The sequence below is a fragment of the Clostridia bacterium genome, assembly GCA_017620395.1.
In the GTDB taxonomy this organism is placed as follows: Bacteria; Bacillota; Clostridia; order Oscillospirales; family RGIG8002; genus RGIG8002.
In genome coordinates this window covers 173323-186920 of record JAFZQJ010000022.1, presented here as the reverse complement: position 1 = coordinate 186920, position 13598 = coordinate 173323, and the positions used below count along the sequence as shown (strand labels likewise).

Genomic DNA, 13598 nt, shown 5'->3' with positions numbered 1-13598 from the left:
CTGCCGACGGCCCGATGCCCCAGACCCGCGAGCACATCGTTCTCGCCCGTCAGGTCGGTGTTCCTTACATCGTCGTTTACATGAACAAGGTCGACCAGGTCGACGATCCCGAGCTCCTCGAGCTCGTCGAGATGGAGATCAGAGAGCTGCTCTCCAAGTACGACTTCCCCGGCGACGAAGTCCCGGTCATCAAGGGCTCCGCGCTGCAGGCTCTCGAGAGCACTTCCACCGATCCCAACGCTCCCGAGTACGCTTCCATCATCGAACTGATGGACGCTGTTGACAACTTCATCCCCACCCCCGACAGAATGGCCGATCAGCCCTTCCTTATGCCCGTCGAGGACGTCTTCACCATCACCGGCCGCGGCACCGTCGCCACCGGCAGAGTCGAGCGCGGACAGCTCAAGCTCGGCGAAGAAGTCGAGATCGTCGGCCTCAAGGACGAGATCAGAAAGACCGTTGCTACCGGTATCGAAATGTTCAGAAAGCTGCTTGACTATGCTGAAGCCGGCGACAACATCGGCGTTCTGCTCCGCGGCGTTCAGAGAACCGAGATCGAGCGCGGCCAGGTCATCTGCAAGCCCGGCTCCATCAAGCCCCACACCAAGTTCAAGGGTCAGGTTTACGTTCTTACCAAGGACGAGGGCGGCAGACATAAGCCTTTCTTCAACAACTACAGACCTCAGTTCTATTTCAGAACTACCGACGTTACCGGCGTTATCAACCTGCCTGAAGGCGTCGAGATGTGCATGCCCGGCGACAACGTCGTTATGTCCGTCGAGCTGATCACCCCCATCGCCATCGAGAAGGGACTCCGCTTCGCTATCCGCGAGGGCGGCAGAACTGTCGGCTCCGGCGTCGTTACCGAGATCGACGGCTAATCCCCGTAAATCGAATCAAAACGGACCTTGCGTACGCAGGGTCTGTTTTTGTTATCCGAAAACGCATTTTTTGCAAAAAACACTTTTATATTGCTTCCGTTTATGGTAAAATAAACCGAGAGGAGCGTTCGGAATGCTTATTCGCGTCGGCGACAGGGTAATAATGAAAAAACCGCACCCGTGCGGATCGTCGGAGTTCACCGTCGTCCGCTCCGGTCTCGATCTGAAGCTGGAGTGCGCGGGCTGCGGCCGCGTCGTCGATGGCGAAAGGTTCAAGCTGGAACGCAAAATCAAGAGAGTGGAGAGCGTAAGCGAAGATGTTTGAGAAGCTCGCAGAGATAAAAGCGCATTTCGACGAAGTGGAAGCGCGTCTTTCGGACGGCGCCGTTATAGCCGACAGAGAGGCGTATAGCGCGCTCATGAAGGAGCATAAGCGCCTCTTTCCAATAGTCGAAAAGTTCAAGGAATACGAGAAATACTCCGCGCAGCAGGCGGAGGCGAAGGAGCTGCTCGACGCCGAGAAGGACAGAGAGCTGCGCGAGCTCGCCGAGGCCGAGTATCTGGAAGCGAAGGAGATGATCGCGAAGATCTCCGACGAGCTGAAGATCCTCCTGCTTCCGCGCGACGAAAACGACGACAAAAACGTCATCGTCGAGATCCGCGCCGGCGCGGGCGGCGACGAAGCCGCGCTTTTCGCCGGCTCGCTTTACCGTATGTACACGATGTACGCCGACACCCACGGATTCAAGCACGAGGTGCTGAATATCAGCGAAACGGGGCTCGGCGGGATCAAGGAAATATCCTTCGAGATCAGCGGCGACGGCGCCTTCTCCAAGCTGAAGTTCGAGAGCGGCGTCCACCGCGTCCAGCGCGTGCCGGAAACGGAGAGCGGCGGCAGAATACACACCTCCACCGTTACCGTCGCCGTCCTGCCGGAAGCGGAGGAAACCGAGGTCAGCATCGACCCGTCCGACCTGCAGATAGACACCTACCGCAGCGGCGGCGCGGGCGGCCAGCACGTCAACAAGACGGAATCCGCCATACGCATAACGCATATCCCGACCGGCATCGTCGTCGAATGTCAGGACGAGCGCAGTCAGTATAAAAACAAAGACCGCGCCATGAAGATACTCTACTCCCGCATTCTCGAGCAGGAGCGCGAGAAGCAGCAGGGAGAGATCGCCGCGGAACGCCGCAGCCAGGTCGGCACGGGCGACAGAAGCGAACGCATCCGCACCTACAACTTCCCGCAGGGGCGCGTTACAGATCACCGCATCGGGCTTTCGCTTTACAAGATCGACGCGATAATGAACGGCGACCTTGACGAGATAATCACGTCACTCATCACCGCCGACCAGGCGAGAAAACTCGCCGAGGCGGAATAACGGAGCATCGAATTGAAAACGACGTTTTTTGAGCTGTCCGGCGACGGACGCGCTGAAAAAATAAATAAAGCCGCGGAGGTCATCCGCGCCGGCGGTCTCGTCGCGTTCCCGACCGAGACGGTTTACGGCCTCGGCGCAAACGGCTTCGACGAAAAGGCCGTCCTCTCGATCTTCGAGGCGAAGGGGAGGCCGCACGACAACCCGCTTATCATGCACGTCGCCGATCTCGATACAGCCGCGCAGCTCGGATATCTGGGCGAAGCGTTCTACAAGCTCGCGGCGGCGTACTGGCCCGGTCCGTTGACAATCATCGTCAAAAAGCGTCCGGCGGTCAACGATATTGTCACCTGCGGACTCGACAGCGTTGCGATACGCATGCCGTCGAACGAATACGCGCGCGAGCTGATTGCGGCGGCGGGAGTGCCGATTGCGGCGCCTTCCGCGAACCGCTCCGGCAAGCCGAGCCCCGTCACGGCGCGGCACGTGCTGGAGGATATGGACGGCCGCATAGATATGATCCTCGACGGCGGCGCCTGCGAAGTCGGCGTCGAATCCACCGTCGTCACCGTCTGCGGCGAAACGCCGACGGTGCTGCGTCCGGGCGGCATAACGCCGGAGCAGATAAAGGAAGCGCTCGGCAGCGTCGCGCTCGACAAAGCGGTGACGCAGATGCTGCCCGAAGGCGAAAAACCACTCGCGCCGGGAATGAAATACAAGCATTATTCGCCCGACTGCCGCGTAGTAATCGTTGAGGGCGGCGGCGCGGTCGGATACATAAAAGAACGCCTCGCGGAAGACGAACGCGCCTGCGCGCTCTGCTTCAACGGTGAGGAAACGCTCTTCGCCCGCGCGATACCATACGGCGACGAAGGCGACAGTCTTTCGCTCGCCCACGGCGTGTTCAACGCGATGCGCGAGGCGGACGGCGCGGGCATTTCCACGCTGTTCGTCAGGCGTCCGCCCATGGACGGCGTCGGGATCGCGGTATATAACCGCCTCTTCCGCGCCGCGGCGGGGAACGTGGTAAAAGTCGACCGATAAGGAGAAGATATGGTTTACGGGCTTGTTGGCAGAAGCGGATCCGGAAAAAGCACCGCCGCCGAGGTTTTCGCGGAGAGCGGTCTTTTCGTCGTAGACTGCGACAAGGTCGCCGCGGAGGTGCTTACCGACGAAACCGTGAAGCGCAAGCTCGCGGAAGCGTTCGGGAACGACGTCCTCGACGGCGGCGAGGTAGACAAAAAGCTCGTCGCGGAACGCGCCTTTGCCGACCGCGGCAGTCTCGATCTGCTCAACTCGATAACCCACCCGCCTATACTCGCGCGTCTCGCCGCGATATGCGCGGAGCGCGAAAAGACGGTTCTCGACGCGCCTACCCTTTTCGAGAGCGGCGCGGATAAGCTCTGCGACGCGATAATCGCGGTCGTCGCGCCTGAGGAAGCGTGCGAAACGCGCCTGCTCGCGCGCGACGGCGCTTCGCTGAAATCGATACGCCGCCGGCTCGCGATGCAGAAGAGCGAGGAATACCTGCGCGAGAGGGCGGATATAGTCATCGAAAACGACTGCGGCGAAAATGAGTTCAGAAAGCGGGTAAAGAATGTCGCGAAAACGCTGTAAGATAAGGAAGTCAGCCGTCGCCGTCTTTCTTACGCTTTTGCTGATAATCGCCGGATTCGGTGTGTACTTTGCCGGCCGGCTCATCGAAAAGTCGACCTATCCGCCGAAATACCGCGAATACGTCGAGAAGTACGCTGATGAAAACGGCCTCGAACCCGAGCTTGTCTTCGCCGTGATAAAGACGGAGAGCAGCTTCCGTCCGGGCGTCGTTTCTTCCGCCGGCGCGATCGGACTGATGCAGCTCATGCCGGACACCGCGCGCAAGGTCGCGGCGCACAGCGGCGGCAAGCTTTCCGAAGACGCCGACCTGTACGATCCGGAAACGAATATCGCGTTCGGTTGTATGCTGCTGCGCTGGATGTACGACGAATTCGGCAATATGGACACCGCGCTCGCCGCGTATAACGCCGGCTGGGGCAACGTCAGAAAGTGGCTTCGGGACGAAGCGTATTCTGCCGACGGCATGACGCTGCACACGATACCGTTCAAAGAGACGGAAAACTTCGTCAAGCGCGTCAACGCCGCAACGGATAAATACAGAGAATTATACTACGGAGGATGATAAAAATGGCAAACGAAAAAACCAAAGGCGAAAAACTCAAGGAAAAGCTGCTTTCCGCGCCGAAGAGCGCGTTTGAAGCCGCTTCCGCCGCCGAACTGAAAAAGGCGAAGGCGTTCGCCGCCGACTACATCGGCTTCCTGAACGCCGCGAAGACGGAGCGCGAAGCCGTCGTCGAGTCCGTGCGCATCGCCGAAGCCGCCGGCTTCAAGGCGTACGCCGCGGGCAAAAAGTACAAGGCGGGGGACAGATTCTATAAGATCAACCGCGACAAGGCGGTCATGTTCGCCGTCAAGGGCAAAAAACCGATCGCCGACGGCGTCTTTTTTACCATCGCGCATATTGACTCGCCGCGCCTCGATCTCAAGCAGGTACCGCTTTACGAGGACAGCGAGCTTGCGTTCTTCAAGACTCACTACTACGGCGGAATCAAGAAGTATCAGTGGATGACCATTCCGCTTTCGCTTCACGGCGTCGTCGTCAAAAAGGACGGCAAAAAGGTCACCGTCCGCATCGGCGAAGAGCCCGGCGAGCCGGTCTTCTGCATCACCGACATCCTGCCGCACCTCGGCAGGGACCAGATGAGCAAGAAGGTCACCGAAGCCTTCCCGGCGGAAAACCTCAACGTGATCATCGGCAGTATGCCCTTCGCGGACGAAAAGGTCGGCGACAAGGTCAAGCTGAACGTCATGCGCCTGCTTAACGAGAAATACGGCATCATTGAGGACGACTTCCTCTCCGCCGAGCTTGAGATCGTGCCCGCCGTCAAGGCGTCCTTCGTCGGCTTCGACGAGAGCATGATCGGCTCCTACGGCCAGGACGACCGCGTCTGCGCCTACACCGCGCTCCGCGCCATCCTCGAGGCGAAGGCGCCCGAGCATACGCTCGTCTGCGTCCTCACCGACAAGGAGGAGACGGGCAGCGACGGCAACACCGGTATGCAGAGCGACTACGTCGTCAACTTCGTCAACGAGCTGGCTGACGCCGAGGGCGCGCCGATGTATACCGTCCTCGCAAACTCCAAGTGCCTCTCCGCCGACGTCAACGCGGCGTTCGACCCGAACTACCCCGAAACGATGGACAGACGCAATTCCGCGAAGCTGAACTACGGCGTTATCATCACGAAATACACCGGCAGCGGCGGCAAATACGGCACCTCCGACGCGTCAGCCGAATTCCTCGGCTACGTCCGCGCCTTCCTTGACGCGGGCAAGGTCGTCTGGCAGACCGGCAACCTCGGCAAGGTCGACGGAGGCGGCGGCGGAACCATCGCGAAGTACATCGCCGAGCGCGACGTCGATACCGTCGACGTCGGCGTTCCGATACTCTCGATGCACGCGCCGTTCGAGCTTTCCTCGGTCAACGACGTTTATATGACCTACCGCGCTTTCGCGGAGTTCGACAGGAAATAATCGCACTCAAAAAGCGCCCTCCGGCGCTTTTTGCTTTTCTTTCACGGCATAAGGAGGAACCCCGATGTGCGGGATAGTCGGTTTTACGGGAACGGAGCAGGCGGCTCCGGTATTGTTGGAAGGGCTGAAAAAGCTTGAATACAGGGGCTACGACTCCGCGGGCCTTGCGGTCATAAACGGCGGGGAGATAGACGCCGTCCGCGCTTCCGGGCGGCTCGAGAACCTCTGCGCGCTGACCGAAAACGGCGCGAAGGTCAGGGGCGTCTGCGGCGTCGGACACACGCGCTGGGCGACTCACGGCGCGCCGACGGAGCAGAACGCGCACCCGCACGTTTCGAACGACGGGCGCTTCGCCGTCGTGCATAACGGCATAATCGAGAACTACGCCGCGCTGCGCGAGGAGCTTATCAAAAAGGGCTACTCCTTCAGCAGCGACACCGACACCGAGGTCGTGGCGCATCTGCTCGAGATGTACTACAACGGCGACCTGAAAAAGACGGTTATGAAGACGGTCGCGCGGCTCGAGGGCTCATACGCGCTCGGGATAATCTGCTCGGAGTATCCGGACACGCTCGCCGCGGTGCGCTGTGCGAGTCCGCTCATCCTCGGCGTCGGCGCGGGCGCGGGCTACTTCGCATCCGACGTGACCGCGCTGATATGCCACACACGCACCGTCATCTACCTCGAGGACGGCGAGTTCGCGCTCATCAAGCCGGATTCGCTCACCGTTTTCGACCCCGCGGGGCGCGAGATCGCGAAGAAGGCGTCGCGCGTTACCTGGTCTGTCGAGGCGGCGGAAAAGGGCGGCTACGAGCATTTCATGCTCAAGGAGATAATGGAGCAGCCGAACGCGCTCCGCGCGGCGATAGAGCCGCGGCTGAAAAACGGACGCGTCGAGCTTGAAGGGCTCGGGCTTTCCGACGAATGGCTGCGGAGCATGACCGGCGTAGTGATAACCGCCTGCGGCTCCGCCTATCACGCCGGCTGCGTCGGGCGCGACCTTATAGAATCGCTCTGCCGCGTTCCCGTGCGTGTTGAAGTCGCCAGCGAGCTGCGCTACCGCGATCCGATCATCGACGAACGCACCCTCGTGATCATAATATCGCAGTCGGGCGAAACGGCGGACACTATCGCCGCGCTCCGCGAATGCAAGCGCCTCGGCGCGAAGACCGTCGGCATAGTGAACGTTGTCGACAGCACGGTAGCGAAGACCGCGGACGCGGTGCTTTACACCTGGGCGGGTCCGGAGATCGCCGTCGCCACCACGAAGGGCTACACCACGCAGGTCGCGGTGCTGACGATGCTCGCGGTATATATGGCGGATAAGCTCGGCAGGCTCGACGATAAGCGCCGCGCCGAGCTCGTGCGCGGCATCGCGTCGCTTCCGGAACGCTGCCAGCGCGCGATAGACATGAACAGCCGGATAGAACGCCTCGCGCGCAAATACAAGGATAACGCCTCGCTCTTCTTTATCGGCAGAAACCTCGATTACGCCGTCTGCCTCGAAGCGTCGCTGAAGCTGAAAGAGATAAGCTACATCCACTCCGAAGCGTACGCCGCGGGCGAGCTGAAGCACGGCACCATCGCGCTTATCGACGAAGGGCGGCTCGTCATCGCCCTCGCCTGCAGGAAAGAGCTTTACGAAAAGACCGCCGGCAACATACGCGAGGTGAAGGCGCGCGGCGCGCGCGTGCTCGGCGTCGCCCTTGAAGGCGATAAGCGTATGCTGACCGAGGCGGACGACGTGATATATATTCCGCGCACCGACCCGATGCTTCTGCCGGTGCCGGAGACCGTGCCGCTGCAGCTCTTCGCGTACTACGTCGCGAAGGCGAACGGCTGCGACGTCGACAAGCCGAAGAACCTCGCCAAATCCGTGACGGTCGAATGAGGAGACGTTATTGACATTACGCCGCGTGCGTGGTATAATGATTAAAACAAGCGAAAGGGATGGGAGAATGTACAGGTTTTCTTGCTGATAATCGGCGGATGAATACGGACTGCGCGGCGTAACGCCGCTTGTTCGTTCTGCCGGTCAGCGGGAAGCGTGTACTTCTCCGACCGTGTCGCTTCATAACGCCCGAAAGGGGCGCTTTTGACTTGCATCGGCTGCGGAGACTTTCCGCGGCCGATTTTGTTAAGTTAAAAGGAGAAACCTATGTCATTGATAAACGTCTCGGAGCTGACCTTCGCCTACGAAGGAAGCTTCGACAACATATTTGAAAACGTCAGCTTTCAGATCGACACCGACTGGAAGCTCGGCTTCACCGGCCGCAACGGCAGGGGAAAGACCACATTCCTGAAGCTGCTGATGGGCGAATACGATTATATCGGCAGTATTTCCGCCTCCGTCGAATTCGAGTATTTCCCTTACGAAGTGGCGGATCCCGACGCGAATACGCTTGAGGCGGCGCGGAGCGTCTGTCCGGACTTCGAGCTCTGGCGCCTGAAGCGCGAGCTCGGCCTGCTCGACGTGGACGAAGGCGCGCTTTACCGCCCGTTTTCCACGCTGTCGAAGGGGGAGCAGACGAAGGTGCTTCTCGCGCTGATGTTCCTGAAGGATAACAGATTCCTGCTCATCGACGAGCCGACGAACCACCTCGATATGCGCGGCAGGGAACAGGTCAGCCGCTATCTGAATTCCAAAAAGGGCTTTATCCTCGTCTCGCACGACCGCGCCTTCCTCGACGGCTGCGTCGACCACGTCCTCTCGATAAACCGTACGGGGATAGAGATCTGCAAGGGCGACTTTTCCTCGTGGTACCGCAACAAAGAGATGCGGGATAACTACGAGCTTGAGCGCAACGCGCGTCTACGCTCGGATATAAAGCGGCTTGAAGCTTCGGCGCGGCAGTCGCGTCAGTGGGCGGAAAAGGTCGAAAGCGAAAAGATAGGCAATATAAAGGACCGCGAGAAGTATAACGAATGCGGCGGCAGGGCGTATATCGCCGAGCAGTCGCGCCGTATGCAGCAGCGCAGGAAAAACCTCGAGCGCAGGCAAAACCGCGCCTTAGAGGAAAAAGAAACGCTGCTGAGGGATATCGAGGTCTCCGACGCGCTGAAGATACGCCAGAGCGAATACCGCTCGCGGCGGCTCGTGACGCTGGACGGCGTCTCCGTCGATTACGGCGGCGGAGCCGTCTGCTCCGGTGTGAGCTTCACGGTGGAGAAGGGCGACCGCATCGCGCTGCTCGGCGGCAACGGCTCCGGCAAGTCGAGTCTGCTGAAGCTCATCGTCGGGCAGGACGTCCCGCACACGGGCGGCGTGACCGTCGGCGGCGGGCTGAAGATCTCATACGTTCCGCAGGATACGTCCGGACTGCGCGGCGACCTTTCCGACTACGCGGAAAGCTGCGGGATCGACGAGAGTCTGTTCAAGGCGATACTGCGCAAGCTCGACTTCAAGCGCGTGCAGTTTGAGAAGGACATGGCGGATTTCAGCGCGGGGCAGAAAAAGAAGGTGCTCATCGCACGCAGCTTATGCGAGGACGCGCACCTGCATATATGGGACGAGCCGCTGAACTACGTCGACGTCATCTCGCGCATACAGATCGAGGAGCTGCTGCTGAAGTTCAAGCCGACGATACTCTTCGTCGAGCACGACAAAGCGTTCTGCGAAAAGATCGCCGCGAAGACGGTGGAGCTGTAAAACTAAACGCCTCACGGGTGACTGTGAGGCGTTGGCTTTATTTGAAAGACGGCTGATGCGTCTGCGGATCGGAAAACGGGTTGTTGTTCGGCGACGGCTCGGACATACTGAAATACATTCTCGCCGCCTTCGTCGTGCCGAAGTCGCGGTCAGAGCCGGTGTTCTGCACCTTGTTGAAGGCGTCGCGGAACATCTGGTTGTGGGCTTCCTCGCGGTTGAGCAGGAAGTCGATCGTTTCGCGCACCTTTTTGTCTTCTATCTGGCGATAGAGGTATTCATAGACGACCTTCGCGCGCTGTTCGGAAGCGATATTCGAGAGCAGGTCTGCGCAGAGGTCGCCGGTAACGGAAACGTAGTCGCCCGTCCAGGAGTATCCGGAAGCGTTTATCAGCCCGGGGTTTAGCCCGAGAACCACGTGTGTCTGTATCTCGCCCGCGGGAACCGTGCGGTAATCGACGTCGTGTCCGTTGAGCAGGTTTATCGTTTCCGCGACCATCTCCATGTGTCCGAGCTCTTCAGCGGCGATATCCATAAACAGATCCTTGATCTCGGTGTCCTTGATCCTGAAGCTCTGCGCCATATACTGCATCGCGGCCTTCAGCTCGCCGTTGCAGCCGCCGAGCTGCTCGTGCAGCAGCGCCGCATACTGCGGATTCGGGCGTTCGACGCCGACCGGGTGGAACAGTTTCTTTTCGTGTTTGAACATAACAATACCTCACTTTCGGTATTGTTATGTGCGCTTTGCGGGGAATATATACTGATTATTCCGTTATGCTTTCGCTGTTTTCGAGCCGGCTGAGCAGCTTTTCGTAAAACCCGGTATAGTAGTCGAGTCGGGAAGTCCACATTTATATATTTTTAGTTTTTAATAATAACATCATTTAATTCAGAATAGTTTTAACTGAATGTTATGTGATGTCAATGATATACGGCTTCGCCGTATGATATACCGCGCTGTCGCGCGGCATGATATATCGCAGAAGCGATGTGATATAGTATCCGTTCCTTTATACGCCGCAGGCGTATATCATCCGCCTCGGCGGATATCATACCCGCAGGGTATATCATCCGTGACTGCAGGGAACGGATATCATTGCAAAAGGCGCTTGCTTTCGCAAGCGCCTTTTGCATGGCCCGCCCGAAGGGATTCGAACCCCCGACCCCCAGAATCGGAATCTGATGCGCTATCCAACTGCGCCACGGGCGGATTTTTCAAAAAAACTTTCCAACGGTTTTGAGCGCGTTTTCAACAGGATTTCAACACGTCCGCCGTTCCCGAAAGCCTAATCATTATACCACAACAGACAAGCGTTGTAAACTCTTTTTTGTCTCTCCGGTAAACAATTTTTCAACATCACAAAGCTTTAACAATTAGCATATTTAGTTTGATTTCCGCGGCTCAAACACAAGATATTGTGGATTTTTTGAAAAAAGTACTTGACAAAGCCGGTGAAGGATGATAGTATATAAGGCACAGCGGCTCCGGCGGGGGAGAAGTGCGCCCTCGGGCCGGATACGCAAATTGCGTTTTTCAAGACTTAACATACAATAATAAATAAAGAAAGGGTGCTGTTCATGATCTGGAAAATCAGAAAGAGAAGCGGCGACGTCGTTCCGTTCGACGCGCTTAAAATAAGAGAGGCCATCAAGAAGGCGGCGGACGCAGCTGATCCCAACGGTCTGAGCGACGTCGAGCTCGATAACCTTACCGAAAAGGTCATACTCGCGATCCCGTCATCGGGCATCCCCACCGTCGAAGAGGTGCAGGACCTCGTCGAAGAGAAGCTCATCGAGCACGGCTACTCCAAGATCGCGAAGGCGTACATACTCTACCGCGCCGAGCATGCGAAGATCCGCCAGACCGAGTCCGACCTTATGGATATATATAAGGAACTGACATTCTCCTCCGCGGCTGACGCCGACATCAAGCGCGAGAACGCCAACATAGACGCCGACACCTCCATGGGCACGATGCTGAAATACGGCTCCGAGGGCGGCAAGTACTTCGTCGACAACTACATCCTGCCCAAGGACATCGCCGCCGCGCACATCCACGGTGACATCCACATCCACGACAAGGACTTCTATATGCTGACCGAGACCTGCTGCCAGATCAACCTGCTGGAGCTCTTCAAGGGCGGCTTCTCCACCGGCCACGGCTACCTGCGCGAGCCCAACGGCATCTCCAGTTACTCCGCGCTTGCGTGCATCGCCATCCAGGCGAACCAGAACGAAATGCACGGCGGCCAGAGCGTGCCGAACTTCGACTATTGCATGGCTCCCGGCGTCGCCAAGACCTTCAAAAAGGAATACTTCAAGGCGCTGACCCAGTACTACTTTTACGCGGATGGCGACGATCTTCAGGACGCCGATAACTTCATCGCCGAGCTGAAAAAGGCCGTCGGCGACGACGTCAGAATGGCGAACACCGACGAGTTCGGCGCGAAGGTCGTCGACTACATCGTCTCCAAGGGGTTCAAGCGTGAGAACGCCGAGAAGGCGCATAAAAAGTCCGTTGAGACCGCGATGAGAATGACCGACAGAGCGACCTATCAGGCGATGGAGGCGTTCATCCACAACCTCAACACGATGAACTCCCGCGCCGGCGCTCAGGTCCCCTTCAGCTCCGTCAACTACGGCACCGACACCTCGCCGGAAGCGCGCATGGTTATCAAAAACCTGCTGCTCGCGACCGACGCCGGCCTCGGAAACGGCGAAACGCCTATCTTCCCGGTGCAGATATTCAAGGTAAAGGAAGGCGTCAGCTACAACAAGGAGGATCCCAACTATGACCTGTTCAAGCTCGCGATGAAGACCTCCGCCAAGCGCCTCTTCCCGAACTTCTCCTTCCTCGACGCGCCGTATAACCTCGCGTACTACAAGCCCGGCGATTACAACAGCGAGGTTGCTTACATGGGCTGCCGCACGAGAGTTATCGCCAACGTCCACGACCCGAGCCGTCAGATCACCTGCGGCAGAGGCAACCTGAGCTTCACCTCAATCAACCTGCCGAGGATCGCGCTCGAATCCGACGGCAATATCGACAAGTTCTATTCGATACTCGACAGACGCATGGAGCTCGTCTTCCGTCAGTTGCTCCACCGCTTCGGCATCCAGTGCACGAAGAAGGCGCGCAACTACCCCTTCCTCATGGGGCAGGGCGTGTGGATCGACTCGCAGAAGCTCGCCGACGACGACAGCGTCGCGGAGGTGCTGAAGCACGGCACGCTCAGCGTCGGCTTCATCGGCCTTGCCGAAACGCTCGTCGCGCTGACCGGCAAGCACCACGGCGAAAGCCCCGAGAGCCAGAAGCTCGGCCTTGAGATCATCGGCCATATGCGCAAGATGTGCGACGACAAGGCGAAGGCCGAGGGACTGAACTTCACCCTGCTCGCCACTCCCGCCGAAGGCCTCAGCGGCCGCTTCGTCCGCATCGACCGCCAGAAGTTCGGCAAGCTGCCGGGCATCACCGACAGGGAGTATTACACCAACTCCTTCCACGTGCCGGTCTACTACAATATCGGCGCATACGACAAGATCAGCCTCGAGGCTCCTTACCACGCGCTGACCAACGCCGGACACATCAGCTACGTCGAGCTTGACGGCGACACCTGCAAGAACCTTGACGCGTTCGAGTCCGTCATCCGCTGCATGAAGGAAAAGGGCGTCGGCTACGGCTCCGTCAACCACCCCGTCGACCGCGATCCCGTCTGCGGCTACACCGGCGTCATCGGCGACACCTGCCCGCGCTGCGGCAGACACGAAGGCGAAGAGGTCAGCTACGAAAAGCTCGCCGAGCTTCGCAAAAAGTACCCCAATATGCCAAAGTTTTACGGAGTAAAATAAATTAACATAAACCACATTCTATCAGGAGGGAAAGAAAATGACCAAGAGCATAGTTACCACCGAGACCGGAATCGGCGAGGGCGTCGGCTTCGAGAGAATCCGCAGAATCACCGGTTACCTCGTAGGCACCACCGACCGTTTCAACAACGCCAAGCGCGCCGAAGAAAGAGACAGAGTCAAGCACAGCCTTGCGTAATTGAACGCAAATGCGGATCCGGCGGGAGTTTCCGCCGGATCCGTTCTTTTCGGGAG

General features: G+C 58.6%; 12 protein-coding genes and 1 tRNA gene. 11 read left to right on the top strand and 2 right to left on the bottom strand.

The features are described 5' to 3' along the window. The 9 genes from J5441_04965 to abc-f all read left to right on the top strand — a co-directional run. The coding region (locus J5441_04965) for an elongation factor Tu (protein ID MBO4934501.1) at positions 1-881 on the top strand (881 nt) is incomplete at its 5' end. Between the two features lie 133 nt (positions 882-1014). Beyond that, positions 1015-1206 carry a DUF951 domain-containing protein gene (locus J5441_04960; GenBank protein ID MBO4934500.1) on the top strand — a complete coding sequence of 64 codons (192 nt, stop codon included), beginning with the start codon at positions 1015-1017 and terminating at the stop codon, positions 1204-1206. Further along, positions 1199-2266 carry a peptide chain release factor 1 gene (gene prfA, locus J5441_04955; protein MBO4934499.1) on the top strand — a complete coding sequence of 356 codons (1068 nt, stop codon included), beginning with the start codon at positions 1199-1201 and terminating at the stop codon, positions 2264-2266. Before J5441_04960 ends, prfA begins: the two co-directional genes overlap by 8 nt. 12 nt (positions 2267-2278) lie before the next feature. Next, positions 2279-3307: a threonylcarbamoyl-AMP synthase gene (locus tag J5441_04950; protein ID MBO4934498.1), complete on the top strand. Its 1029-nt coding sequence runs from the start codon at positions 2279-2281 to the stop codon at positions 3305-3307. A gap of 9 nt (positions 3308-3316) precedes the next feature. Continuing rightward, positions 3317-3880 (top strand): dephospho-CoA kinase, encoded by a 564-nt coding sequence (locus J5441_04945; protein MBO4934497.1) that lies wholly within the window; start codon positions 3317-3319, stop codon positions 3878-3880. Continuing rightward, entirely contained in the window at positions 3861-4442 is a 582-nt protein-coding gene (locus tag J5441_04940; GenBank protein MBO4934496.1) for a lytic transglycosylase domain-containing protein, read from the top strand. The genes J5441_04945 and J5441_04940 overlap by 20 nt, the downstream gene beginning before the upstream one ends. Positions 4443-4447: 5 nt before the next feature. Next, positions 4448-5851, top strand: coding sequence for an aminopeptidase (locus tag J5441_04935; protein ID MBO4934495.1), 1404 nt, complete (start codon positions 4448-4450; stop codon positions 5849-5851). Positions 5852-5915: 64 nt separating this feature from the next. Next, complete coding sequence (glmS, locus tag J5441_04930; GenBank protein MBO4934494.1) at positions 5916-7742, top strand: glutamine--fructose-6-phosphate transaminase (isomerizing); 1827 nt, start codon at positions 5916-5918, stop codon at positions 7740-7742. A gap of 267 nt (positions 7743-8009) precedes the next feature. After that, positions 8010-9500, top strand: coding sequence for an ABC-F type ribosomal protection protein (abc-f, locus tag J5441_04925; protein ID MBO4934493.1), 1491 nt, complete (start codon positions 8010-8012; stop codon positions 9498-9500). 37 nt (positions 9501-9537) lie between these two features. Here the strand turns inward: abc-f and J5441_04920 are convergent, their stop codons facing one another. After that, entirely contained in the window at positions 9538-10206 is a 669-nt protein-coding gene (locus tag J5441_04920; GenBank protein MBO4934492.1) for a manganese catalase family protein, read from the bottom strand. 424 nt (positions 10207-10630) lie between these two features. Then, a tRNA-Arg gene (locus tag J5441_04915) sits at positions 10631-10707 on the bottom strand. Between the two features lie 368 nt (positions 10708-11075). Between J5441_04915 and J5441_04910 the strand changes: the two genes are divergently transcribed. Both J5441_04910 and J5441_04905 read left to right on the top strand, forming a co-directional pair. Next, complete coding sequence (locus tag J5441_04910; GenBank protein MBO4934491.1) at positions 11076-13346, top strand: anaerobic ribonucleoside triphosphate reductase; 2271 nt, start codon at positions 11076-11078, stop codon at positions 13344-13346. A 37-nt stretch (positions 13347-13383) separates the two neighbouring features. Beyond that, positions 13384-13542, top strand: coding sequence for a ribonucleoside-triphosphate reductase (locus J5441_04905; protein ID MBO4934490.1), 159 nt, complete (start codon positions 13384-13386; stop codon positions 13540-13542). Positions 13543-13598 lie beyond the last annotated feature (56 nt).

Excerpts from the sequence above, each read along its gene's own strand:
- J5441_04960 (MBO4934500.1), top strand. The coding sequence starts at position 1,015 with ATGCTTATTCGCGTCGGCGACAGGGTAATAATGAAAAAACCGCACCCG.
- prfA (MBO4934499.1), top strand. The coding sequence starts at position 1,199 with ATGTTTGAGAAGCTCGCAGAGATAAAAGCGCATTTCGACGAAGTGGAA.
- J5441_04945 (MBO4934497.1), top strand. The coding sequence starts at position 3,317 with ATGGTTTACGGGCTTGTTGGCAGAAGCGGATCCGGAAAAAGCACCGCC.
- J5441_04940 (MBO4934496.1), top strand. The coding sequence starts at position 3,861 with ATGTCGCGAAAACGCTGTAAGATAAGGAAGTCAGCCGTCGCCGTCTTT.
- J5441_04935 (MBO4934495.1), top strand. The coding sequence starts at position 4,448 with ATGGCAAACGAAAAAACCAAAGGCGAAAAACTCAAGGAAAAGCTGCTT.
- glmS (MBO4934494.1), top strand. The coding sequence starts at position 5,916 with ATGTGCGGGATAGTCGGTTTTACGGGAACGGAGCAGGCGGCTCCGGTA.
- abc-f (MBO4934493.1), top strand. The coding sequence starts at position 8,010 with ATGTCATTGATAAACGTCTCGGAGCTGACCTTCGCCTACGAAGGAAGC.
- J5441_04920 (MBO4934492.1), bottom strand. The coding sequence starts at position 10,206 with ATGTTCAAACACGAAAAGAAACTGTTCCACCCGGTCGGCGTCGAACGC.
- J5441_04910 (MBO4934491.1), top strand. The coding sequence starts at position 11,076 with ATGATCTGGAAAATCAGAAAGAGAAGCGGCGACGTCGTTCCGTTCGAC.
- J5441_04905 (MBO4934490.1), top strand. The coding sequence starts at position 13,384 with ATGACCAAGAGCATAGTTACCACCGAGACCGGAATCGGCGAGGGCGTC.